Raw genomic sequence first — 25468 nt, forward strand, 5'->3', positions numbered from 1 at the left:
TCATTTTAATTCAATAAAACGAGGATGAATCCACTATTAAGAAATATTTTGGCAGTTATAGGTGGCTGGTTGGGAGGTAGTATTGTAAACATGGCAATAGTGCAACTCGGAAATAAAATATACCCAATCGAAGGTGTTGATGTAAATGACATGCAGGCATTAGCAGAAGTGATGCCTCATTTAGAAAGTCACCATTTTATATTTCCTTTTATGGCACATGCCTTGGGAACTTTGGTGGGAGCAACCAAGGCGGGCTTAATTGCTGGCAGTCATAAAATGACTTTTTCATTAGTTATAGGTGTGTTATTTTTAATGGGTGGCGTTATGGTGAATTATATGTTGCCAGCACCTACTTGGTTTTCAGTATTAGACTTATTAGTAGCGTATATGCCCATGGCATGGATAGGCTGGGAAATTGCTAATAGAATACAAAAAAAGTAAAAGAATTGTTTTAATAAAGCTTACTCGGGTAGCACTTCATTGGTTATGTTCTCAACAATGGGTAAGGCTTTATCCAACTCATCTTGATGCACAAATACTTCTTGATAATCGGAGTTTGAACCACCAAAAACAGGTATAAGAAGTCCCGATTCAGTTTGCTCTTTAATAACCGGATTAATATCCCAATCATTTAACTCCATTACAATACGCTGAACAATAGCGAAATTACCTGTGAATATTTTTATAAAATTAGAATCTGTCATAGCTTTTGAATTAGGATTGCTATTAAATATACGATATTTTTTGGGTAAAAAAAAGTCGGCAATTGCCGACTTTTAAAAATGTATAAAAATGAGGTTATCTCAATTCCGCACCCAATTGGTTTTCAAACTGAGTTTGTAGAGTCTTCATTATTTTATCTATCTGCTTGTCGGTAAGCGTTTTATTTTCATCTTGTAATGTAAAACTAACAGCATAACTCTTTTTACCTGCAGGTAAGTTGCTTCCTTGATAAACATCAAAAAGGCTTACATTTTTTAATAATTGTTTTTCACTCTTTTTAGCAATTTTATGGATAGATTCGAAAGTAACACTATCATCTAATAACAAAGCAAAATCACGGCGTACCTCAGGGTATTTTGGTATTGCCTTAAATGAAATGTTATTACGTTTTACAATATCTAAAATAGTATCCCAATAAAAATTAGCATACAACACATCTTGAGAAATATCAAAATGTTTTAAAATTGATTTTTTTACCAATCCAAAATCTACCAATTTCATTTTACCTAAGCCAAAGCTTAAGCCTTCGCTAAATAAATCATTTTCAATAGGCGATTCATTAAACCTAGACACACCTAAGCGCTCTAAAACACTAATAATATTTCCTTTAAGGAAAAAGAAATCGCTTTTAGAATTCGCTGCATTCCAACTTTCAATAGTTTGGTTGCCTGTTACAAATAGTGATAAATGTTTAAATTCTTCTCGCTTTTCGGTATAACCATGGTATGTTTTTCCAAATTCAAAAAGTTTTAAATCGGAACGTCTTCGGTTTATATTAAAAGACACCGCCTCCAATCCAGAAAACAACAACGACTGTCTTAAAACAGATAAATCACCACTTAAAGGGTTTAGAATGCTAATGTTATGTTCTTCTTTTAATTGCTCGCTTAAAGCCACGTAATTAGGTGTGGTAAGGGAATTTGAAAGTATTTCGAAGAAACCTTGAGAAGCTAATTGGTTTCCTACTAAATTCTGAATTTTATGATCTTCAAAACGCGTAGAATTTGAAATAGATGCGTTTAACTTTTCAGTCGTTTTAATATTGTTGTAACCGTAAACACGTAGTATTTCTTCAATAACATCTGCTTCACGAGTTACATCATTTCTGTACGCAGGAACAGTTAATCCCAATCCTGTTTCGGTAACGTTATTTACTTTAATCTCTAAGGAGGTTAAAATACGTTTGATAGTTTCCTTAGGGATTTCCTCTCCAATTAATTTCTTAGCATTTTCAAAGCTTAAACGCACTTGAAAATCTTCAATTTTATTCGAGTAAATATCTACAATTTCGCTTGTAATTTCACCGCCTGCAATTTCTTGAATTAATAAAGCAGCACGTTTTAAAGCATATTCTGTAATGTTTGGGTCAATACCACGTTCAAATCTAAAAGAGGCATCCGTATTTAAACCATGACGTTTAGCCGATTTCCGAACACTCACAGGGTTAAAATAAGCACTTTCTAAGAAGATACTAGTTGTTCCTTCTGAAACACCTGAATTAATTCCTCCAAAAACACCTGCAATACACATCGGTTTTTCGGCATCACAAATCATTAAATCATCTTCATGTAAGGTGCGTTCTACACCATCTAAGGTTATAAATTTAGTACCTGCATCTAAGGTTTTAATCTCTATTTTATTACCGGAAATTTTTGCAGCATCAAAGGCATGTAGCGGTTGTCCCAAATCATGAAGTACATAATTGGTTACATCTACAATATTATTAATAGGGCTTAAGCCAATAGCTTTTAAGCGGTGTTGTAACCAAGCCGGCGACTCACTTACCTTAATACCAGAAATAGTGAGGCCACAGTAACGTGGTGATAATTCTTTATTTTGTACATCTACATCAATTCTTAAAGAGCGGTTGTCTACATGAAACGAACTTACAGATGGGGTGATAAACTCTAAATTTATTTCCTTTTGTACCAACCCAGCTTTTAAATCGCGAGCAGTACCTAAATGACTCATAGCATCGGCACGGTTTGGTGTTAAACCAATCTCAAAAACTTGATCGTTTTCAATATCAAAAATAGTAGCAGCCAGTGTTCCTACTTCAATGTTGGCATCTAAAACCAAAATACCATCGTGCGATTTACCTAAACCAAGTTCGTCTTCGGCGCAAATCATACCATGACTTTCCTCTCCGCGAATTTTTCCTTTTTTAATAGTCCAAGCTTCACCAGTTTCGGTGTATAAGGTCGTCCCAATAGTAGCCACAGGTACTTTTTGTCCAGCAGCAACATTAGGCGCTCCACACACAATTTGTAGCGGTGCATCGGCACCAATATTAACAGTCGTAATTTTTAATTTATCGGCATTTGGGTGTTGTATGCACGTTAAAACTTCGCCCACAACAATGCCTTCTAGTCCGCCTTTAACAGATTGGTAGGCTTCAATACCTTCAACTTCCAATCCTAAATCTGTTAGTAATTCGCCTGCTTGTTCTGGTGTCCAATCAATCTTAATAAATTGTTTTAACCAGTTGTATGAAATCTTCATAAATTATTTGCTATTTAAACGAGTGCAAAAGTACATATTTTATTTCATTTTTCCTTTCTAAAAAACGTTATAAAGCATGCCTTCAAAGACTAATTTTTGAGCAAATAAAACACGGAATAGCGTCCAAATTATAGTTTTAATTTGGGCGTTACCTAAAGGTCGGGCTTTTCACTATATCTTTTTATCGTGCCTCAAAAAAGGATGCCGTTTCAATCCCTAACGCAACTACCTGTTGTGAATTGAACTAGGTATTAGGTTCTAGAGTATTTGGTTAAAGTAGTTTGTGACAAGTAGAAATCTAGTGCTAATAAAAGAGTTTGTTTTTCACAACCCTAAAAGAATGGCCTATTAGATGTCAAGGAGTACAGTCTTCAAAAGTCATTTCATAGAATGAACTCCAAACATATTACCTTCGGTGTCGGTTGCTAAAACAATAAACCCGTATTCGCCAATAGACATTTTAGATTTAAACACACTTCCTCCTGCTATTTCTATTTTGGATTCTTCCAAGCTGCAATCATCACTAGAAAAATAAATTACCGTACTATTGCCTCCCGCCTTAAAACCTTCCATATATACTAAAGCACCACCTGAGCCATAAATATTCATGTTAGAAGGAAATGTATACATTTCAAGATCAGACTCTTCACCAGGTGGTACAAGTATTTCTAAAGTTGTTTGCAATACGGTTTCGTAAAATTTTTTGGCTCGCGGCATGTGATTTACATAAATTTCGAACCAGCCAACTGGGTTAGATTGCGTGTTTTCCATGATTTTAGAATTTATAATGAATTAATTTACATGAGTTTAGGATGTTAAATTTACATGTAATTTAATATTTTAAAATCAGAAAATCAATTGATCGGTAAATTTTTACAGCAATCTGACTGTAAAAATCCAATAAAAGTATAAAAACAACTTTACTTAGAAAATTCTTTAATAACTCTAAATTTTGGACGTAGTACTTCTCTTTAGGGTTTTATTTAGTAGGCCCATGGCGAGATAAAGCAAGGGTGATATTAACAATTCTTGAATGGAATTAGCAAATAACCGAAGGTTTAAGGTGATTTCTGTAATAAACCAATCGAAAAGCCCCAAAGCGGTAATAATGGCAAGCCCAGAAATATGTATAATGTGCCAAAGGAATGACATCCAAGAATCTTCTAATTTTCCTAAATGATAGGTGCCAACAAAATACACTGCAATGGTTGCTGCAAATTTTATGAGGTGCCTTATTTTACCGGGTAATATTAAACTTCTGTTTTCTAAGAAAAAAATATAAAACGAAGAATAAATGATGATTATAAGTATAAAGCCAGCAACGAAGCGTACTTTATCAGACCGGTATAGATTCATTTTTTAAATGTATTTTTCGGGTATAAACCACCCAAATTAAAAAGGTTGCTGTATAAACAACAAGTTTAAATAAATAATGGTGAGCAAAATCAAAATAAGCATGAAAATATTCTCTTAAATAAATTAACCCAACACATCTAAGAATATTGGTAATATCAAGAAGTATAATTCCAATGATTATATACAGTATTTTACGTGTTATTTTTGATGGCATACACACTATGAAACCTATGTATAACATTAACAGTTCTAAACCATTACAAGCATCTGCTATATTTAAAACTTTATAATTGTTGTGGTAAATAGCAGAAGCCTTGTATTCAACAAGTTCACCGCCAAAAGTTTCGGTAAAAATCTCGGTTTTGGCTTCAAACCCGCTCATAGAGCTAAAATTATTTAAAACAAAGGTAGATGCGTCAGCTACGTGCGTAGTTAATACGTTGTCTAATGAGTTTGAATTATAAAAGAAAACACCATAAATAATTTTCCAAGCAATAAAAAACACCAAAGCCTTTCCTAAAAAAAGTCGTATTGGTAAGGGAATTTCATTTTTAAATGAAGTAAGCGATTTCATTTTTTCTATACTAAATTGATTCAACGAATGAAAATAACTACAATTTTATTTATCAAACATTTTTTTCGATGAGACTTGGTTTTTATCCTATAAAATACCTTAAACAGACTAATATTGTTCGAGAGTCTATTTATTTGTTGTTATTAGCGAGGAATTAAGAGATGTGCTAAGCTATAAATCTTCGAGTAATAATTTATAATCGTACTGCAAATCTTCATGTAAGGTGCCAACCAGTTTTTTAATGAGTATTATTTGGCGGTTGTACATGTTTTGCAATTGCGTGCTATATTTTATACTAGGTGAAAAGCCTTTTAACTTTTGGCAGAAATATAAAAGAAGTTCCACTTCTGTTTCTTTGGTTTTTGAATAACGAATATACTTTTTGGTATGGGTTAAAATTTTACGTGCACTCTTTCGTATGTAGAAATAACTACTCGTATTTACAAGTTCAAATTGCTCGTCGATATAACCTTTAACAGATTCTATATAGCCGTCTTCATTATGAGATTCAAAAAGTAAATAGGTGAGAAGCTCTTTGTTTTCTTTCTTGAACCTTGAAAGGTGTAAACAAAGTTCTGCTAGCTCTTCATAAGATTTATGGCTTAATTCTTTTTTTATTTCAACAATTGAAGCTGTTTTCAAATGCGTTTATTTTTAAATCCGTCCACAGAGTATTTACCAGCATTCATCAAGAAAATAACTATAAAACCGATAAGATACAATAGTGCCTTTTCTTTTACGCCAATAGGGTCGCTTGCGTGCACAATAAAGGCAGCAACAAACATGGTGATAATTCCTGGAATGGCCGCTAATCTGGTTTTAAAACCAATTAATATTAAAATAGGAGCTACAACCTCTCCAATTAAAGCTAAAATTAAGGAAGCTACTTGGCCAACACCTATAGGGTCTGCAAATTTTATAGGACTTTCAAATAATAAATTTAATTTAGGGACACCATGTGTAAGCATCATACCTGCAAAGCCTATTCTAAGAATTAATAAGCCTAAGTTCGTGAAGTTTTTATTCATTCTAAAATCTATATGTCTATCTTAATTTGGGGAATTCATTTGGGTTTGTTTCATGCATAACACCATATATTTCTTCAAAAATATCTTCGGCTGATGGTTTTGAAAAATAATCACCATCATTACCATAAGCAGGCCTATGGGCTTTCGCTGTAAGTGTTTTTGGTTGACTATCTAAATATTGGTAAGCATCTTGAATGTTTAATATTTCATTTAAAATATAAGCAGAAGCTCCACCAGGAACATCTTCATCAATAATCATTAAACGGTTGGTTTTCTGAATGCTTTTAGCGATATCATGGTTCAAATCAAAAGGTAATAATGATTGAACATCTATAACTTCAACATCAATACCAACAGCTAGTAAATCTTTAGCGACTTGTTCTACAATTCGTAATGTCGATCCATAAGAAACTATAGTAATATCGGCACCTTCTTTTAGAGTTTCTACCACACCAATAGGTGTTTGCATAGCGCTTAAATTGTTCGGTTTTCTTTCTTTTAATCGGTATCCGTTAAGACACTCAACTACAATAGCAGGGTCATCTCCTTTTAAAAGTGTGTTATAAAAGCCAGCGGCTTTCGTCATGTTTCTTGGTACTAAAACATGAACGCCTCTCACTAAGTGTAAAATACCACCCATTTGAGAACCTGAATGCCAAATACCTTCTAAACGGTGGCCACGTGTTCTTATAATTAGAGGTGCTTTTTGTTTGCCTTTGGTTCTGTAATGTGTTGTTGCTAAATCGTCACTTATAATTTGAAGTGCGTATAAAATATAATCTAAATACTGAATTTCGGCAATTGGGCGCAAGCCACGTAGCGACATGCCAATGCCTTGGCCTACTATAGTTGCTTCTCTAATACCAACATCGGCAACTCTTAATTCACCATATTTTTCCTGTAAACCTTCTAAACCTTGATTTACATCGCCAATATTTCCTGTGTCTTCACCAAAAACAAGTGTTTCAGGATAGTTGCTAAAAATACTGTCGAAATTATCACGAAGTATAATACGACCATCAACTAATTCGGCATCTTCATCATAAGCAGGTTTAACTTCTTTAATAAGAATATTAGACCTGTTGGTTTCAGAGTATAAATGTGAACTAAAATTTGGCTGAATGTTTTCGAACGTTTTATTAATCCAATTACTAAGTATTTCTTTTTCTGGAAAAGATTCTTTAAGAATAAGAACTAATATTTTTCTAGCTGCAGATAAAAGATCTTTACGGGTAGGTTCATCTATAGCCGTTAAATTATCTTTTATTTTTTCAATAAAAACAGCGTTCTCACTTTGTGGAGCGACTTGTTTTAAAATAGAAACTATCTCACTTTGTTCTTTTAATAAAGGTTTTAAAAAGGTGTTCCAAGCATTTTTTCGAGCTTCTCGTACTTCTCTTTTAATAGCTCTTTCTATTTCAATAAGAGCTTCATTGGTGGCAATACCGCTTTCAATGACCCATTCGCGCATTTTTGCATTACAATCGTGTTGCGCTTCCCAAGCAAGTCTTTCAGCATTTTTATAGCGTTCATGCGAACCAGATGTCGAGTGGCCTTGAGGTTGTGTTAATTCGGATACATGTATTAAAACAGGCACATGTTCATCGCGTGCAATGGCAGCAGCTTCTTGGTAAGTTTCTACTAAATTGGCATAATCCCAACCTTTTACTCGTAATATTTCGAAGCCTTTTTCTTCGTCGTTTCTTTGAAATCCTTTTAAAATTTCAGATATGTTTTCTTTTGTTGTTTGATGTTTAGCGTGTACTGAAATACCATAGTCATCATCCCAAACACTAATTACTAAAGGGACTTGTAGAACACCAGCGGCATTTATAGTTTCAAAAAATAAACCTTCGCTCGTACTGGCATTACCAATGGTACCCCAAGCGACTTCATTTCCATTTACCGAAAAATTAGTGGTATTGATACCTTCTACCTGTCGGAAAATTTTTGATGCTTGTGCTAGTCCTAATAAACGTGGCATTTGCCCCGCAGTAGGTGATATATCTGCACTGGAATTGTATTGACTTGTTAAGTTTTTCCAACTACCATCGTTATTCAAACTGTGTGTTACGAAATGACCTCCCATTTGACGTCCTGCAGACATGGGTTCCAGTTCTAAATTTGTGTTGGCATATAAACCAGCAAAGAATTGCTCGATGGTTAATTCTTCAATCGCCATCATAAACGTTTGGTCACGGTAATAGCCCGATCTCCAATCGCCCTTTTTAAAGGCTTTCGCTAATGCTAATTGAGGAACTTCTTTACCGTCTCCAAAAATACCGAATTTAGCTTTACCAGTTAACACCTCACGGCGACCTAGCAAACTACATTCACGACTTTTTACAGCGATTTTATAATCGTTTAAAACTTCCGTTTTAAAATCTTCGAATGATATGTTGTTTTTCAAATCTGGAATAGTGTGCATAAGTATAATGCTTTAACTTATGCAAAAGTAGTTAAAGTTTGCGGGTTTTACAATTAAAATATCAAAGCAATCAATTATGAATTTCTTAAAAATATTAATTATATGAGGTTTAAATTATTAAAAACACATTAAAGTGGTGTTTTAACTAGTAATTGTATAATATATTTCTGATTTTAGTACCAGCGACGTCTAAATAAACCCAAAAGAGCTTGTGGGTCTACAGTAAACTTAAAACGTATTTTTTCGTCGTAATTTGGTTGACCAATTTCCCAGCCTAAGTTTGAGTATAAAGGCAGGTAGATTTCAAAATAATCGGTAACTAAATTAATTCGAATACCAGAATCATATACAAAATGTGGGGTGTTTAATTTGTTTTTTACTAGACCGATGTCGCCGTAAACTAAAACATATTTCCAAAGTGTGGTACTTGCATTCAAGGTAGAAATCCATTGGTTAGCAAACGGAGTGTCTAATTTTGATTTAAAACCACCTTCTGCTTCTATGTATTGCTGGCTAAACAAACCAGATGCCTCAGACCTCCCTAAATAGGGGTATTCAAATAAATAATCAGTTGGCCTATCTAATGCGAAACTGAAGTAATTAGAATTAGGGTTGGTGCTATTTTTTAAAAATGTACCTGCATAAAAGCGTAAGTTTAACTGACGGTTACTTTCAAACAAACGGCGGTATTCATAATTAAAAGATAATTTACTAAAGTTTTTAGCAATTTGAACATCCGTATACCATTTACTAAATTCAATTAAATTATCATTAGAATCAACATAACGGGCATTAAATACACCGTAATTCGGCTCGGTAGTTGCCAAAGGATTGGTCGCGTCTTTATCTCTATTAATATCTATATATCTTAATGTAAGGGCTTCTTTTTTGTTGGAGCGCAAATCACTTTTCTCTCTAAACAAAAATGTAAGTGAAGGTGATACTTGTGTAACAAATAAATTCTCAGCATAAGATACATAACCACCACTTATACCATAGTATATAGCGTAAAGGTTGGAATTGTCTAAGTAATGCGTCATAGAAGCTACTGCCGACCCTGTAATGGTTTTAGAGTTTAAAGAGTATTGAGGTTCAATACGGTAATTGAATAGTTTTCTTAAAACTGTTTTGTTATAAATTCTTAAACCCAGTGTAAACCCGTCGTAAATATTATTAAATTCGGCTATAGGCATGAAAAACACTTGGTTGTAATACGGGTCTTCAATATCTTGAAAAACCCTAAATTGTAATGGTTTGTTGTTAAAGAAGAAGCCTTTTAGGGATTTCCAATTATCACGTTCGTTAATTTCAGGAATGATGCTGTTGTAATTTAGTACCAATTTGTTGGCATCGTTTCTTGGAATGGTTATGGTTTTGTTTTCGGTGATGTTTTCAATCCAAGTTTTAGAAATAACATTATCATTATTTAAAGCGTATAATGAAACAGGCATGTTGTTATCTTGCTTGTTTTTAATGGTTACCGTGATAGAATCGTCTGTTTTATGAACCTTCTTTATTTTAAAATCTATTTTTTTTCGTGTCGTCAAATAATCGGTAAAAAACCAATCGATGTCTTTTTCAGTTTTAGATTTGATATAGGTTTCAAAATCTTTTGCGGTAACGGGTGTTGATTTGTTTTGTTTTACAAATTCTGATAGGCTGTTTTCAACAATATCATGGTTTATAAAATCGTCTAAATATTTTAAACCAATACCAGCTTTGTATTTATTTGCAATACTATTATTAAACTTTAATAAGGAATCTTTAGGCAGTGTTAATGGCTGATCTCTGTTAGTTCGCGCCATAAGCATATAAGCTAAGAGGTATTTATCATTAAAATCCATGTCGGCAGCATGAAAGGAACGAATCCCCCAAATTTTGGCTAACGAACCTAAAAATTTCATATTTGGGTAATGCTGGTCAACATAATCCATTAAGTAATAGGTTTGGATACCATCTATAAGCCATTGTTCTTTTCTTGGGTTTAAAAGCAATGCGTTTTCCAGATAATTACGTAATGTCACTTTTAATAATTTCAGTTCGTATTGAAAGTGATTGGGATAGGGTTTAATAATATTCGGTAAAAAATTTAAACCATAAACGGGGTCTTTATTATAATCAATCTCTGATAATAGAAGTTGCTTGTGTGGATAATTTCCCAGTTTATCTTGAATAAAAGAAGTGACTCTATCGGTTATTAAAACCTTATCAATCATTTCTAAACCATCGCCATTAATATTAGAAATTAATGAAAAGTCATCTTTTTGAATGGTGTTGAATGTTGAAACTTTATTTAAGAATAATTTATTATTTAGCACTTGCGTGCCCTCGAGTGTAATGGTTTGTTTGTTAATTAATTGGGCTTGTTTACTTACATTTAATTCTGAAGTGATAGTATAACCCAACGGGTATTCAATTTCTAGATGCACATCGGCTGGCGGAATGTATAAATCATCCAAACCTTTATTGCTATAATACTGCCATTCCCCATTGTAAACGGCGGGTGTTATATACCAATATCTTAAGTTAACATCGTCGGTACTAGTAATCCCGTAATTTGTAAACTTGTCACTAGGTATTTGAACAATATATTCTAAATGAATGTTGTAAACTTCATTAGGTTTCAGTGGCGTTTTTAGTTCAACTTTAATAATATCTATTTGATTTTTTACCTGCTGAAATTCTAAATTTTGATTCCCTTCTCTAATAGATGTAATCACAGAATAGCCTCTTTCTTCATTTTTAGCTAAATGAAAATCGTTTTTATACTCGTCGGCAAGCCTGATGGCCAACGGTGTTTTTTTTGTTGAATAACTATTATTCCAATCGTTTAAATAAATAGTTTGAAGGGTATCTTGAGATGTGTTTTGATATTGAATAGTTTGGGATATATTTATTTGCCTTTTATCAATATGAAAAACGGCTTTTAAATCAATTTTGTTTTGACCAAAGCCAGCATAACATACCAAAGCAAATAAGGCACAACTGAAAAGACGTGATTTCAAATTTAATATAAACATTTCGAGGTTAATAATTCACAAGGCACTGCAAGATAGTGAAATATACTTGCGTGCATGTTTCTATGTTGATTTGGTTTGATGATTCGTACTTATATTAGAAATTCGGACTTAAGTCTGACCCGTTATAGAATGAATCTAGAATAGATACAACTTCGTCTTCGGTATCAACTAAATGAATTAAATCTAAATCTTTAGCACTTATATTTGCAAAAGTGTCCAAAAGGGTTGATTTCACCCATTCTAAAAGGCCTTCCCAGAATTTAGTGCCGACTAAAATGATAGGGAATTTTTCAATTTTATGTGTTTGAATTAAGGTAATAGCTTCAAATAATTCATCTAAAGTTCCAAAACCTCCTGGCATCACTACAAAACCTTGTGAGTATTTTACAAACATGACTTTACGAACAAAAAAGTAATCGAAATCTAAGCTTTTGTCATTGTCAATATAAGGGTTGTCATGTTGTTCAAAAGGCAATTCAATATTTAAACCAACCGATGTACCTCCTGCTAAATGCGCACCTTTATTACCAGCTTCCATAATACCAGGTCCGCCACCAGTAATAACGCCATAACCAGACTCTACAATGCGTTTCGCGATGCTTTCAGCCAAAAGGTAATAAGGATCTTCCGGTTTTGTTCTCGCAGAACCGAATATAGAAACACAAGGCCCAATTTTACTCAACTTTTCATAACCATTAACAAATTCACCCATGATTTTAAAAATAGCCCATGAATCGTTTGTTTTTATCTCATTCCACGCTTTACTATGTTTTTCTAATCTCATATTTATGTTTATTTGTTGATTCGTTTTTTATTTAAACTTCAATTATCAATTAATAATAGGTAATTGAGCTAATTCCTTTTTAAGAAATTTAGCGGTATAACTTTTTTTATGTGTCGCTACTTTTTCAGGAGTACCTTCAACAATTATTTGTCCGCCACCTCTTCCGCCTTCATAGCCAACATCAATAATATGGTCAACGGTTTTGATTACATCTAAATTGTGTTCAATAATTAATACGGTATTTCCTTTATCAGCTAGTTTATTTAGTACAATCATTAACACCCGAATATCTTCAAAGTGTAAACCTGTTGTTGGCTCGTCTAATATATAAAAAGTATTGCCAGTATCACGTTTACTTAACTCGGTAGCCAGTTTTATTCGCTGTGCTTCACCTCCAGAAAGGGTCGTGCTTTGCTGTCCCAATGTGATGTATCCTAAACCAACATCTTTTATTGTTTTAAGTTTATTATATATTTTAGGAATATGTTCAAAGAAGGGAACGGCCTCATTTATAGTCATATCCAACACATCACTAATGCTTTTTCCTTTATAACGAATTTCTAAGGTTTCACGATTAAAACGCTTGCCTTGGCAGGTTTCGCATTCTACATAAACATCTGGTAGAAAATTCATTTCAATAACTCGTAAACCACCACCTTGACAAGTTTCGCAACGGCCACCTTTCACGTTAAAACTAAAACGGCCTGCTTTATAACCACGAATCATGGCTTCAGGAATTTTAGCATATAAGCTTCGAATTTCGTCGAAAGTTTTTGTGTAGGTTGCAGGGTTGCTTCGGGGTGTTCTACCAATAGGCGATTGGTTAATATCAATCACTTTATCAATATGTTCTAAACCTTTAATGCTTTTATATGGCATTGGTTTTTTAACGCCATTAAAATAATAAGCATTTAGAATAGGGTAGAGGGTTTCGTTTATTAAAGTAGATTTTCCACTTCCAGATACGCCTGTAACACCTATCATTTTCCCTAAAGGCAGCTTCACCGATACGTTTTTTAAATTATTACCCGTACAGCCTTTAAGCTCAATAAAATGCCCGTTGCCTTCTCGACGCTTTTTTGGGATTTCTATTTGTTTGGTGCCATTCAAATAATCGGCTGTTAAAGTGTTATGTGTTAAAAGTTCTTTTGGAGAGCCAATACTTATTATTTCGCCACCAAATTTTCCTGCTTTTGGGCCAATATCTATCACATAATCAGCGCGTTCTATCATGTCTTTATCGTGTTCAACCACAATAACAGAATTCCCAATATCACGCAGCGCAACCAACGAATTTATTAATTTTTCGTTATCGCGTTGGTGTAAACCAATACTAGGTTCATCTAAAATATAGAGAACACCAACTAACTGAGAACCAATTTGTGTTGCTAACCGAATACGTTGTGCTTCACCACCAGATAAGGATTTGGAACTTCGGTTTAGTGATAAATAATCCAAGCCAACATCCAATAAAAATTGAAGTCTCGATTTTATTTCTTTAAGAACTTCTTCTGCAATTTTAAATTGTTTTTCAGAAAGATGCTTATGTAAATCTTTAAACCAAGCAGATAACTCTATAATATCGGCATTGGCAAGTTCTGCTATGTTTTTTTCGTTTATTTTGAAGTAAAGAGATTCTTTTTTAAGGCGTGAGCCTTCACAAACAGGGCATGTTACCTTGTCCATGTATTCTTTAGCCCAACGTTTTAAAGAAGTCGATTCGGCTGTTTTATATTGGTTTTCAATAAAATTAGCAACGCCTTCAAAATCTATTTTATAATCTCGGGTAACGCCTAAAGTTTTACTTTCAACCGAAAATTTTTCATTCCCACCAAACAAAATCATTTGTTTTGCTTCGTCAGGAATGTCTTTATAAGCATCGGTTAATTTAAAATTATAACGTTGTGCAATGGTTTCAAATTGTTTAAATATCCAGCTGCTTTTTTCAGGTCCGTGAGGTGCAAGCGCTCCAGCTTTTATAGAAAGACTGGCGTCTGGCACTATCTTATTTTCGTTTACTTTATATAAAGTTCCAATACCGTTACAGGTATCGCAGGCGCCTTTTGGCGAGTTGAATGAGAAATTATTAGGTTCTGGGTTTGGGTATGAAATTCCTGAAGACGGGCACATCAAATTTCGGCTAAAATAGCGTGCTTCATTGGTGTCTTGGTCTATAACCATCAATACATCTTCCCCATGATACATGGCTGTATTTATGCTTTCCGTAAGGCGTTTGTCATTATCTGTAGTGCCGTCTATAACCAACCGGTCAATTACAATTTCAACATCGTGCATTTTGTAACGGTCTAACATCATGCCTTTTGTGATGTCTTTTATTTCGCCGTCTGTTCTAACTTTTACAAAACCTTGTTTGCCAATTTGTTCAAATAATTCGCGGTAATGTCCTTTACGAGAGCGTACTACGGGAGCTAGAATGTTAATACGTTTCCCTTTAAAGTCGCTTGTAATAAGTTCTTTGATAAGTTCGTCGCTATAGCTTACCATTTTTTCGCCGGTGTTGTAACTGTAAGCGTCACTGGCTCGGGCATATAACAATCGTAAAAAATCGTAAATTTCGGTAATAGTACCAACGGTAGAACGTGGTGATTTACTGGTGGTTTTTTGCTCGATGGCAATTACAGGACTTAAACCATCAATTTTGTCTACATCAGGGCGTTCTAAACCGCCTAAAAATTGGCGCGCATAGGCCGAAAAAGTTTCGATATAGCGGCGCTGCCCTTCAGCATAAATAGTATCAAAAGCTAGAGATGATTTTCCACTACCAGACAAACCTGTAATAACTACAAGTTGTTCTCGGGGAATGGATACATCTATATTTTTGAGATTGTGGACTCGTGCTCCTTTAACTTCAATGAAATCGTCGAATTGGCTCATAAATTGGCAAAAGAGCAAAGTTACAATTTTAGTTGTTAAATTCTTGTGAAGATTTATTTCAGATTTTTAAATGAACTATTTATTATGAAGCGTACCTATGAAAAACGTATTAGTTTCTATAGTTAATCTTCCATAATGTCCAGATGCACAATTAAATAGCCACGTTGTTTAAACTTGGCAATATCCATAAAGGCTTGTTTCGATAAATCGATTTCACGGTCTTTAATAAAGGGGCCTCTATCGTTAACAGTTACAACCACCGATTCGCCATTAACCGTATTGGTCACTTTAATTTTAGTACCAAATTTCAAGGTTCTGTGTGCAGCAGTGTAGCCTGTATTGCTGAATTTTTCACCACTTGCCGTTTTCTTACCATTAAATTTATCGTGGTAATACGAGGCATGTGCATTTTCTTTATATGGAGCGTAATTGATGAAAGTGCTATCTACTAAAATACTATCGGTTAAAATGGAATCATTTTGTACTAGGTTGAAATGATTGCTGTTTTTATTATAATTACTTGAAGATTTAAAGCTGCTTAGAATAATTAGCAAACCTAAAAAGCCGATAATTTGAGTAGTTAACTTCATATATTTCATTTATTGAATTCTTAATAACGACAGAATTGATTTTTAATTATACGTGCTAATTCACTTTTTAGATTTTTTGGTTATAAAAAAAGAAGTTTCCATGTAAAAAGAAGCTTCTTTAATTCGTGTAATTTAACTGAATTACTATTGTTTTTTTGATAATTCTCCAGCAGTTATTGATTTCGTATAATTGGCTTTAACCTGTTTTAAAAAACCGAAAAATTTTCTATTGTCTTGACGTTCTAAAACAATACCAGTCGTTCCGTCCTCATTCTTTATAACTTCTTTAACTACCACATGGTTGCCGTGTACACTCTTATAATTAGCAATGCCTCCTCGTTTTACTATGGTATTTAGTCTGGGGAAATCAATGTGATTATAAGTATTATTGTTTGGTGAATTTATTACGAGTACATCGCCTACTTTTGGTTCAATTTGTCCCATTTCAAGGGCTTGTAATTGATTTGAAAAAGTGAAACTTACCGTTAATAGCAATAGATAATAGATTTTTCTCATGACTAAATTTTTATAGAATTATTAATATTGGTTCTAAAATAAATAGTAGGAAAATAGATTGAAAATATTTTTAGAAATATTTAACTTTTGAAAAACATCTCTTAAAAGATGGTAACCTAGGTAATGAAAGGGGGCGATGATAAGGGGATATAAATTAAATAAGCAAGAGGTGGTTTAATTGTAGGTTCAGTGTAGAAATTAGTTGTATTCAGGCTTGTTATCCCTATTAGAATACGGGGTATTTGAAAAAGTGATAAGATTGTGATTTAACAAAAAATTAAGATTTTAATTGGGAATTCATTTATGTTTTTTTGATTCGAATGATTATTTGAATTATTGTTTTATCTATATTTATTATAATTGCAATACAGAATAATATGGTTATTAAACTTTTTAAAATTTACAATATATATGAAATTATTAGGGATAGGTTCGAGAATTAATCATACAGAATACGGCAAAGGGGTTGTTACCAACGTAACTTCACAACATTATTGGGTTACTTTTATTGAAAACGGATTAGAAACTATTCATATTGATAGTGATTTTGAAGTGATTGAAGCGGCTGATGGTGATGTGGATGCAGTTAGTTTTTTTGATGTTGAAAGTAGCTTGGTGAATATTTTAAAAAAATGGAGTGATGTGAGCGAAATTGTATCTATCGCAGATAAATATAAGGGAGGTAAACTTATTTTAGAACCAGCAGATGCCAGTTTGAAACCGTATGAATTGCCAATCGATACTTTTTTTCGTAAAATAACGATGGTGCGCGATCGCTTGCGTGTTATGGAACAGCGTATTAATGCCAGCGATTTAGACGAACAAGGTAAAATAGATTTACAGCAATACATTACCAGAATTTACGGAAGTCTAACCAGTTTTAATGTGTTGTTTAAATCTAAAAACCACAATTTCGTGGGGCAGAAGGGGAGTTGATTTTAGTTTGCAGTTGCAGTCGCAGTCGCAGTTTCAGTCTCAGTCTCAGTCTCAGTCGCAGTTTTCAATATCTATTTTTAGTGAATACCGTGACTGCGACTGTATACTTATTTAGTTGCCTTTAAATTAGTAATATCTAACCCGAAAACGCCAAATTTATGGAAGCTTGGTAGTTGTGCGCCACTTTCTGTGGTCACCCAATCGTTCCAAGTAGCTGTTAAACCGCTAATAGGCAAAATATCAACCCACATTTGAAAACTTGTGGGTTTTCCCTCTTCATCTAGATGCCATAAATAGGAATCTCCAGGTGTAGTACCTCCAGATGTATAGGTTAGTAAAAGTGCTTTTTTATTATTTTCTAAATTAACTAAACGGCGTTCAGTACCTGTATCAAACACCTTATATGGTGCTACCAACCAAAAGGAGTCGTTATTGAAATAGCTTGTAGCTTTTTCAATGAGTTCTATAGATGAATCAGCATCCGCCACCTTTACATTCTGTTCGTAGGCTTTGTTTTTAGAAGGATCGTTTAAATGGAGTATTACTTTGTATTTCTTCCAATAAACTTCACAAATGTTTTCATTTTTATTCCATTTAAAAAGATGTCTTCGTTTAAAAGTCCATTCTATATAATTGGTATTCTCAAAAGCTTCGTGGTCTAAGGCGTTAAGCATTTTATGAGCGAGTGCATCAGCTTCATGGCCTGTGATACCTGGAGGTAATTCTTCATTATATTTGAAGTAAAGAAAGCCAAAAAGCAATATACTGGGAAGTGTTATAAACACCAGAATACCTATAATTATTTTTACTATTTTTTTCGATTTCATGGAAGTGAGTTATGATGCAAACATCTATAAATTATTAGTTTCAAAGGTGTTGGTTGAATGAAAATAATTAAAAACCAACAGCCGTATCATCCCCTCGATAATCTGCACCACCTTCTAGCGACTTATCTTTTAAAACAAGTATGCCATCGACTTTGCCAATAACGGGTGAATCTTTTTCATTGATGGAGTATCCTAGATTTTGAAGGTTTTTAATGGTTGTCGCATTAAATAAATTTGGCTCCATTCTAATTTCGTCTGGTAACCACTGGTGGTGAAAACGTGGTGCATTAACGGCCTCTTGCATAGACATATTAAATTCATGAACATTCAATATAGTTTGAAGTACCGATGTAATAATGGTCGAGCCTCCTGGTGTACCAACAGACATTAATAATTTACCGTTTTTCTCTACAATGGTGGGTGTCATGGAGCTTAACATACGTTTTTCTGGCGCAATACTATTCGCTTCACCACCTGTAACACCAAACATATTTGGAACTCCTGGTTTGCTGCTAAAATCGTCCATTTCGTTATTCAAGAAAAAACCAAGTTCAGAACAGTATAATTTAGAACCGTAAGCACCGTTTAAGGTAGTCGTCGCAGAAATTGCATTACCAAATTGGTCTATTATGGAGTAATGTGTGGTTTCATCACTTTCAATAATTTGTATGTTTCCGTGCGACACATCAGAAGAGCGTGTTGCTTTGTTTTCTTCAAAATCACGCATTCGTTTCGTTACATATGTATGGCTTAAAAGAGTGTCTAACGGAATTTTAATAAAATCAGGATCTCCTAAGTAATAACTTCTGTCCGCATAAGCACGACGTTCAGCTTCGGTAATAACTTGAATGGTTTTAAGTGTGTTATGTCCAAATTCATGTAAATCGAAAGGTTCAATCATTTTCATAATTTGCGCCAAACAAACGCCACCACTAGAAGGTGGTGCCATCGAAATTATTTTTAAATCATCATATTCAAAAACAATGGGATTTCTCCATTTTACCTCATATTTAGCGAAGTCTTCTTCGGTGATTATACCCCCATTTTCTTGAATAAATTTAGCTAAAACACGAGCCACTTCACCTTTATAAAAACCGTCTTTACCATGCGTTAACAAGCGTTCTAATGTGCGAGCCAAGGCAGGGTATTTAATAGTGTCGTTTTCTTTCCATGGTTTATTGAACACTATCGAGTCTTTATTCACTTTATTAAAATAGGACTGATAATATTGAATACGTTCTTCCTGCTTTTTAGTAACTACCACGCCTTTATAAGCAAGCGCAATAACAGGTTCTAAAATAGTTTCTATGGGTAAAGAACCTAGTTTTTCGTGTACAGCAAATACGCCAGCAACCGTTCCGGGTACACCAATAGCCATGGCTCCAAGTGTACTTTTGTTGGGTATTACGTTTCCGCTTTCATCTAAAAACATATCTTTTGAAGCGCTTAATGGTGCTTTTTCTCTATAATCAATACTTCCTAGCTCGCCATTTGCTTTTCTGTAAACCATAAAACCACCACCGCCAATATTACCAGCGAAGGGGAATGATACTGCTAATGCTAGTTCGGTGGCCACCATGGCATCAAAAGCATTGCCTCCCTTTTTTAGAATGTCCGTTCCTATTTTAGAGGCTTCTTCACGAGCAGAAACGACCATGGCACTTTTGGTTATAACACCCCGTTGTTGTGTGTCTTCTTTTACAGCTTTTTTACAATTAACTAGTAAAAAAGCAATGATGGTACATGCTAAAAATTTCTTCATAATATTAAATAATGCTAACTTCTATAAGTTTTTGTTTCGAAAAGCTAATAAGTTCTTCAAAAAAGGATGAAAATTCAGTTTCAAAATCTTCATAAAATAATTCTAGTTCGTTAACGGCCTCATTCATACCAGATCGGTTTTTGGTACGTCTATTCATGCCGTCTAAAACTCTGGAAATACCTTCTATAGAGGCGTAATTTAAGAGCCAATTATCAGTGACCATATATGGCATCATTTTTTGAATGCGCAAAGGTAGCAATTCGTAGTGCGTTTCTAAGGAATCATAAAAAGTATCAACATACACATCTAAAGGAATGTCGCTATATTGACTCCAGTTTTTTGCTAAAAAATGATCATATAAAATATCGACTATAATACCTGAATAATGGCCATATTTTTCATGCAAACGTTTCGTGCTTTGCCTCACTGTTGGGTGTGCATCTGTAAACGTATCAATATTTCTATGTAATAAAATACCTGTTTGAATGTGCTTGGGGTGTTTCTTGTATGATTTCCCTTTAATGCCATCGGCGATAAAATTTCCTATGGTAACCAATTCATTTTCTCCCGATAAATATATATGTGCTAAATAATTCATTTGTGAAATTTACGAATTCCTATTCATGAATTACAATTTTGAAATAGTATATTTGTTCACCAATTTGAAATAAATAATATGACACTAATAAAATCAATTTCTGGAATTAGAGGAACTATTGGCGGAAACGTCGGTGAAAACCTAACGCCAATCGATGCTGTAAAATTCGCTGCCGCTTATGGGGTTTGGCTAAAACAGCAAAGTGAAAAAGATACTTACAAAGTAGTAGTAGGTAGAGATGCCCGCATTTCTGGAGCGATGGTTCAGAATTTAGTAATGAATACCTTAGTTGGTTTAGGTATACATGTAGTCGATTTAGGCTTGTCTACCACACCAACTGTAGAAATGGCAGTGCCTATGGAACATGCTGATGGTGGTATTATATTAACAGCAAGTCATAACCCAAAACAATGGAACGCTCTAAAATTGCTTAATAACAAAGGAGAGTTTCTTGATGGTGTTGAAGGTGCTAAAATTCTAGAAATTGCCGAGAGTGATTCTATGAGTTTTGCCGATGTAGATAGTTTAGGGAAAATAACAAAGAATAAAGCTTATATAGATTTACATATTATTGAGGTGCTAGATTTAGAGTTGGTTACAGTACCAGCTATTGAAGAGGCCCGCTTTAAAGTGGTTGTAGATGGTGTGAATTCTACAGGTGGTATCGCAATTCCATTACTTTTAGAACGTTTAGGTGTTGAAGTTGTGAAGTTATATTGTGAGCCTAACGGACAATTTCCTCACAACCCAGAACCTTTAAAGGAACATTTAGGGGATTTGTCTGAAGCTGTTAAAAAGCATAAAGCCGATTTCGGAATTGTAGTCGATCCAGATGTAGACCGTTTAGCGTTTATGGATGAAAACGGCGACATGTTTGGAGAAGAGTATACATTGGTAGCTTGTGCTGATTATGTGTTGAGTAAAACACCAGGGAATACGGTAAGTAATATGAGCTCTACCAGAGCCTTACGTGATGTTACCGAAAAACATGGCGGTACGTATGAGGCGAGTGCTGTTGGCGAGGTGAACGTTGTGAAATTAATGAAGAAAAATAAGGTTGTTATTGGTGGTGAAGGTAATGGTGGTATTATTTACCCAGAATCTCATTACGGTCGTGATGCTTTAGTAGGTGTGGCTTTGTTTTTAAGTTTATTGGCTGAAAAAGGTATGAAAGTAAGCGAACTTAGAAAAACCTATCCAGACTACTTTATGAGTAAAAAGAAGATAGAATTAACACCAGATTTGGATGTAGATGGTATTTTAGTTGCCATGGAAAACCGTTATAAAAACGAACAATTAACCACGATTGATGGGGTTAAAATTGATTTTTCTGATAGTTGGGTACACTTGCGTAAAAGTAATACAGAGCCTATTATTAGAATTTATACAGAAGCCAAATCACAGCAAGAAGCCGATGGGTTGGCAGATAAATTTATTGAGGAAATAGGTAGTATTGCTAAAGGATAAATATAAAATGAACGTATGAAAAACAAAAAGATACTTAAGATTATAGTTAGTGTCATCACTTTAATAGTTGTGTTTTCATGCGGAGAAGATAAAGAAATAAGTTCGGTGCATCCAACAAACTGGAAGCACCGAACTATTAATTACACTTTAAGTGATAGTTTAATTCAAGGTAAAACTTACTTATCTATATATTCTCAAATATATAGTGAAACGGAGCATCGAGAGCTAGGTTTAACAGCGACAGTAAGTCTTAGAAATATAAACGAGAGTGATACTGTTTACATTAAAAAGGCAACCTATTACAGCACGCACGGTGTCGCCATTAGAACCTATTTCAATAAAACCATTTATATAGCACCTATGGAAACGGTAGAAATTGTTATTGATGAACTTGATAAAGAAGGTGGTACTGGTGCTAACTTTTTATTCGATTGGAAAATAAAACCAAATTCTAACGCTCCATTTTTTGAAAGCGTCATGATTTCAACTTCCGGTCAACAAGGTATTTCATTTATGACTCAAGGGAAAAATTTAGAATAAAATGACTGAAATTATTACCAAAATTCTATTTATGATTGCGGTTATCGATCCGCTTGGTTCGGTGCCTGTTTATTTAGAAGCTACCAAAAACTTTAATAAAAAATTTAAAAAGAAGATTGCTATTAGAGCTTCAGTTGTGGCTTTTTCCATTCTATTGTTTTTTGCTTTAGTAGGTCAACTTATTTTAGAAGGCATGCAAGTATCTTTAGATGCTTTTCAAATTTCTGGTGGTGTTATTTTATTTCTTTTTGCTTTAACCATGATTTTTGGTGAAGGAAAACCAGAATCTGAAAAACATTCGATTAAAGATTATAAGCATGTTACTATTTTTCCCGTAGCTATTCCATCTATAGCATCTCCTGGAGCTATTATGGCGGTAGTGCTTATGACGGATAATCATCTATATTCTATTCAAGAACAGTTTGTAACCATTTCTTTGGTCTTGTTTGTTGTTGTACTCACCATGTTGTTATTATTGGCCGCAAACGGTGTGCAAAAACGAGTTGGTGAATATGGAATTACTGTAATAAGTAAAATAATGGGACTTATATTGGCTGCTTATGCTGTGCAAAGTATCTTAAGTGGTTTAAGAGACTTTTTTGTGGTTTTAAAATAATGCGTTTAACCAATGAAAACAGAAAAAACACTATCTCTTGAAGAGCAGAATACGCTTATTAAAGTGTTGAAGGTGCGTTTTGAAAAGAATTTAATACGTCACAAAAGTGTTGAATGGTGTCTAGTTGAAGCGAAACTACGTGCTAACCCTAAAAAGTTAGTGTCACTAAACGAAATGGAAATTTCAGGTGGTGAACCCGACGTTGTTTTGTATGATGCTACGACTAGCGAATTTGTTTTTTACGATTGTTCTGCGGAAAGTCCAGCTGGTAGAAGAAGTATTTGTTTCGATCCTGAAGCTTTAGAGTCTAGAAAAAAGTTTAAGCCTAAAAATAGTGCTTTAGGGATGGCGACTGCCATGGGTGTTGAACTGTTATCTGAATCTGAGTATAGAGCCTTACAAAAACTAGGAGAGTTCGACCAGAAAACATCTAGCTGGATACAAACCCCTGCTGATATTAGAAAATTAGGAGGTGCTCTTTTTGCCGATTTCCGATTTAATAACGTATTTATTTACCACAATGGTGCCGAATCTTATTATGCATGCCGAGGCTTCCGCAGTTCGTTACGTGTTTAAACTTAGTTTTCTTTTTTGTGCTTCCAGCGTTTATGCGTCCATAAATAATATTCAGGAGCTTCATAAATTTGCTGTTCTACTAATTTTAGGTAAGCATCAGTGATTGTATAGTTTTCGTATTCTTTAGGGTTAAGTGTTATCGTTTCAAAAGTAGTTTCATAATATCCACGTTTTAACCTTTTAACTTTAAAAAACACCACAGCCATATCTAATCGTTTAGCCAGCATTTCTGCACCTGTATGCACTGGTACATTTATTCCCATAAATTCTTTCCAATAAAAAGCTTTATCTACTTTTGGCGATTGGTCTGACACAAAACCACAAATAGTTAATTGTCCATTAACTTTTGCACTCATTAATGTTGGAATGGTTTCTTTAGTAGTAATTAAATGACTATTATATTTTGCACGAATGCGCTTTACAAGATTATCGAAATATCTATTTGCTAATCGTTTATAAACAGCATAACCTTTATTATTCATATAACTTTGAAGAATAAAAATCCATTCCCAGCTACCATAATGTGCGCACATAAGAGCAATGCTTTTGCCATTATTTTCAATTTCTTGAACCAATTCTACATTAGAAAATGTGAATCTTTTCTTCATTTCAGATTCAGAAATGGTCATAGATTTAATAGCCTCAAGAATCATGTCGCACAAGTGGTGATAGAAAGCTTTAGTAATACGTTTAATTTCTGTTTCAGATTTCTCAGGAAAAACAAGTTTTAAATTGCTGTAAACAACCTTTTTACGGTAACCAACAATGTAGTAAAGTAACACGTATACACCATCTGAAACCAAGTATATCAATCTAAACGGAAGTATGGAAACCAACCACAAAATGGGATAAATAAGAATATATGCTAAGAATTGCATGAATTAATTTTAGATTTGTAGCAGCAAATATATGCTAATTTTGAACTTAAACCTTTACACTTCATGGGCAATTTAGATTTAGTAACTATCATTATCATAGCAGCAAATGTTATCATATCCTATAAAGGCTTTGGTGATTATGCTTTTTTTGATAGATATAAGTTTACCGTGGGTGGTGTGCAAAGAGGCGAGAAGATCCGTATGTTTAGTAGCGGTTTTTTACATGTAGACACACAGCATTTGTTGTTTAACATGTTAACTCTATACTTTTTTGCAGCGCCAGTTATTAATTATGTAGCACCTCTTGGGTTTATTATTATATACTTGGTAAGTTTAGCTGCCGGTAGCTTATTATCCTTATACTTCCATAAAAATGAGTACCATTACAGTGCTGTAGGCGCTAGTGGTGCGGTTACAGGTATTTTATATGCCGCTATTTTGCTGCAACCCGGAATGAAACTCATGATGTTTTTTATACCCATTCCCATTCCTGCCTATTTATTTGGAATTGGCTATTTAATGTATTCTATTTATGGAATGAAAAATCGAGTTGGCAATATTGGTCACGATGCGCATTTTGGAGGTGCCATTGGTGGGTTTGTGGCCACATTAATTTTAGCGCCATATTTGTTTCAAACCAATTTATTGATGATTGGGTTATTGTTAATACCAATCGTTTTATTATTTGTTTTGAAGAAAGCAGGGAAACTATAAACTTCATAAATTGAATATTGGCATAGCTATTGAATTTATACAGTGAATGAATATGGTGAAATTATTTTAATTCATTGATATTCAATCCTATATTGTAATTTGTAAATTATTAAAAATTAAAGGTTCAGTAGTTTTTAT

The 25468-nt window shown here is 33.9% G+C and carries 24 protein-coding genes; 7 read left to right on the forward strand and 17 right to left on the reverse strand.

The genetic code is table 11. From position 1 onward, the window contains the following. The first annotated feature begins 24 nt into the window (after nt 1–24). Nucleotides 25–441: a hypothetical protein gene (locus tag Q5N74_RS03025; protein ID WP_304387228.1), complete on the forward strand. Its 417-nt coding sequence runs from the start codon at nt 25–27 to the stop codon at nt 439–441. 20 nt (nt 442–461) lie between these two features. On the opposite strand, the gene Q5N74_RS03030 is transcribed toward Q5N74_RS03025, so the two are convergent. From Q5N74_RS03030 to Q5N74_RS03090, 13 genes are all read right to left on the reverse strand, one after another. Beyond that, nucleotides 462–704 carry a DUF2007 domain-containing protein gene (locus Q5N74_RS03030; protein ID WP_304387229.1) on the reverse strand — a complete coding sequence of 81 codons (243 nt, stop codon included), beginning with the start codon at nt 702–704 and terminating at the stop codon, nt 462–464. Between the two features lie 94 nt (nt 705–798). After that, a complete protein-coding gene (gene pheT, locus Q5N74_RS03035; RefSeq protein ID WP_304387230.1) occupies nt 799–3225 on the reverse strand; it encodes a phenylalanine--tRNA ligase subunit beta in 2427 nt (808 codons plus the stop codon). 378 nt (nt 3226–3603) lie between these two features. Continuing rightward, nucleotides 3604–3996, reverse strand: a complete 393-nt coding sequence (locus tag Q5N74_RS03040) for a VOC family protein (RefSeq protein WP_304387231.1) — start codon at nt 3994–3996, stop codon at nt 3604–3606. Between the two features lie 174 nt (nt 3997–4170). Beyond that, nucleotides 4171–4581 carry a hypothetical protein gene (locus Q5N74_RS03045; protein ID WP_304387232.1) on the reverse strand — a complete coding sequence of 137 codons (411 nt, stop codon included), beginning with the start codon at nt 4579–4581 and terminating at the stop codon, nt 4171–4173. Continuing rightward, nucleotides 4562–5155: an archaeosortase/exosortase family protein gene (locus Q5N74_RS03050; protein WP_304387233.1), complete on the reverse strand. Its 594-nt coding sequence runs from the start codon at nt 5153–5155 to the stop codon at nt 4562–4564. The genes Q5N74_RS03045 and Q5N74_RS03050 overlap by 20 nt, the downstream gene beginning before the upstream one ends. Before the next feature lie 171 nt (nt 5156–5326). Next, nucleotides 5327–5797, reverse strand: coding sequence for a hypothetical protein (locus Q5N74_RS03055; RefSeq protein WP_304387234.1), 471 nt, complete (start codon nt 5795–5797; stop codon nt 5327–5329). After that, nucleotides 5794–6183, reverse strand: coding sequence for a DoxX family protein (locus Q5N74_RS03060; RefSeq protein WP_304387235.1), 390 nt, complete (start codon nt 6181–6183; stop codon nt 5794–5796). Before Q5N74_RS03060 ends, Q5N74_RS03055 begins: the two co-directional genes overlap by 4 nt. A 16-nt stretch (nt 6184–6199) precedes the next feature. Further along, on the reverse strand, nt 6200–8611 hold the full coding sequence (locus Q5N74_RS03065) for a thiamine pyrophosphate-dependent enzyme (protein ID WP_304387236.1): 2412 nt from the start codon (nt 8609–8611) through the stop codon (nt 6200–6202). Nucleotides 8612–8784: 173 nt separating this feature from the next. Next, the gene (locus Q5N74_RS03070) at nt 8785–11631 is read right to left on the reverse strand and encodes a metalloprotease (RefSeq protein WP_304387237.1); all 2847 of its coding nucleotides are present in this window, start codon (nt 11629–11631) and stop codon (nt 8785–8787) included. A 94-nt stretch (nt 11632–11725) separates the two neighbouring features. After that, on the reverse strand, nt 11726–12415 hold the full coding sequence (locus Q5N74_RS03075) for a TIGR00730 family Rossman fold protein (RefSeq protein WP_304387238.1): 690 nt from the start codon (nt 12413–12415) through the stop codon (nt 11726–11728). Between the two features lie 45 nt (nt 12416–12460). Then, nucleotides 12461–15310 carry an excinuclease ABC subunit UvrA gene (uvrA, locus tag Q5N74_RS03080; protein ID WP_304387239.1) on the reverse strand — a complete coding sequence of 950 codons (2850 nt, stop codon included), beginning with the start codon at nt 15308–15310 and terminating at the stop codon, nt 12461–12463. A gap of 122 nt (nt 15311–15432) precedes the next feature. Further along, nucleotides 15433–15900 (reverse strand): septal ring lytic transglycosylase RlpA family protein, encoded by a 468-nt coding sequence (locus Q5N74_RS03085; protein WP_304387240.1) that lies wholly within the window; start codon nt 15898–15900, stop codon nt 15433–15435. Nucleotides 15901–16044: 144 nt separating this feature from the next. After that, nucleotides 16045–16416, reverse strand: a complete 372-nt coding sequence (locus tag Q5N74_RS03090) for a hypothetical protein (protein WP_304387241.1) — start codon at nt 16414–16416, stop codon at nt 16045–16047. Nucleotides 16417–16827: 411 nt separating this feature from the next. On the opposite strand from Q5N74_RS03090, the gene Q5N74_RS03095 reads away from it, so the two are divergent. Further along, complete coding sequence (locus tag Q5N74_RS03095; protein WP_304387242.1) at nt 16828–17352, forward strand: hypothetical protein; 525 nt, start codon at nt 16828–16830, stop codon at nt 17350–17352. A gap of 107 nt (nt 17353–17459) precedes the next feature. Here the strand turns inward: Q5N74_RS03095 and Q5N74_RS03100 are convergent, their stop codons facing one another. The 3 genes from Q5N74_RS03100 to Q5N74_RS03110 form a co-directional block, all read right to left on the reverse strand. Next, the gene (locus Q5N74_RS03100) at nt 17460–18179 is read right to left on the reverse strand and encodes a hypothetical protein (RefSeq protein ID WP_304387243.1); all 720 of its coding nucleotides are present in this window, start codon (nt 18177–18179) and stop codon (nt 17460–17462) included. Nucleotides 18180–18246: 67 nt separating this feature from the next. Next, nucleotides 18247–19941 carry a gamma-glutamyltransferase gene (gene ggt / locus Q5N74_RS03105; RefSeq protein WP_304387244.1) on the reverse strand — a complete coding sequence of 565 codons (1695 nt, stop codon included), beginning with the start codon at nt 19939–19941 and terminating at the stop codon, nt 18247–18249. A 4-nt stretch (nt 19942–19945) separates the two neighbouring features. Continuing rightward, nucleotides 19946–20539 (reverse strand): acyl carrier protein phosphodiesterase, encoded by a 594-nt coding sequence (locus tag Q5N74_RS03110; RefSeq protein ID WP_304387245.1) that lies wholly within the window; start codon nt 20537–20539, stop codon nt 19946–19948. 78 nt (nt 20540–20617) lie between these two features. On the opposite strand from Q5N74_RS03110, the gene glmM reads away from it, so the two are divergent. The 4 genes from glmM to Q5N74_RS03130 are packed head-to-tail and all read left to right on the forward strand — an operon-like array spanning nt 20618 to nt 23738. Next, complete coding sequence (glmM, locus tag Q5N74_RS03115; protein WP_304387246.1) at nt 20618–22006, forward strand: phosphoglucosamine mutase; 1389 nt, start codon at nt 20618–20620, stop codon at nt 22004–22006. Between the two features lie 15 nt (nt 22007–22021). Then, complete coding sequence (locus tag Q5N74_RS03120) at nt 22022–22546, forward strand: DUF3124 domain-containing protein (RefSeq protein ID WP_304387247.1); 525 nt, start codon at nt 22022–22024, stop codon at nt 22544–22546. A gap of 1 nt (nt 22547) precedes the next feature. Then, a complete protein-coding gene (locus Q5N74_RS03125; RefSeq protein ID WP_304387248.1) occupies nt 22548–23162 on the forward strand; it encodes a MarC family protein in 615 nt (204 codons plus the stop codon). Between the two features lie 12 nt (nt 23163–23174). Beyond that, the gene (locus tag Q5N74_RS03130; protein WP_304387249.1) at nt 23175–23738 is read left to right on the forward strand and encodes a DUF4256 domain-containing protein; all 564 of its coding nucleotides are present in this window, start codon (nt 23175–23177) and stop codon (nt 23736–23738) included. A 2-nt stretch (nt 23739–23740) separates the two neighbouring features. Here the strand turns inward: Q5N74_RS03130 and Q5N74_RS03135 are convergent, their stop codons facing one another. Continuing rightward, on the reverse strand, nt 23741–24616 hold the full coding sequence (locus tag Q5N74_RS03135) for a lysophospholipid acyltransferase family protein (protein ID WP_304387250.1): 876 nt from the start codon (nt 24614–24616) through the stop codon (nt 23741–23743). Between the two features lie 63 nt (nt 24617–24679). On the opposite strand from Q5N74_RS03135, the gene Q5N74_RS03140 reads away from it, so the two are divergent. After that, nucleotides 24680–25330, forward strand: coding sequence for a rhomboid family intramembrane serine protease (locus Q5N74_RS03140; protein WP_304387251.1), 651 nt, complete (start codon nt 24680–24682; stop codon nt 25328–25330). Nucleotides 25331–25468 lie beyond the last annotated feature (138 nt).

The sequence above is a fragment of the Mariniflexile sp. AS56 genome, from assembly GCF_030552475.1.
GTDB lineage: Bacteria > Bacteroidota > Bacteroidia > Flavobacteriales > Flavobacteriaceae > Mariniflexile.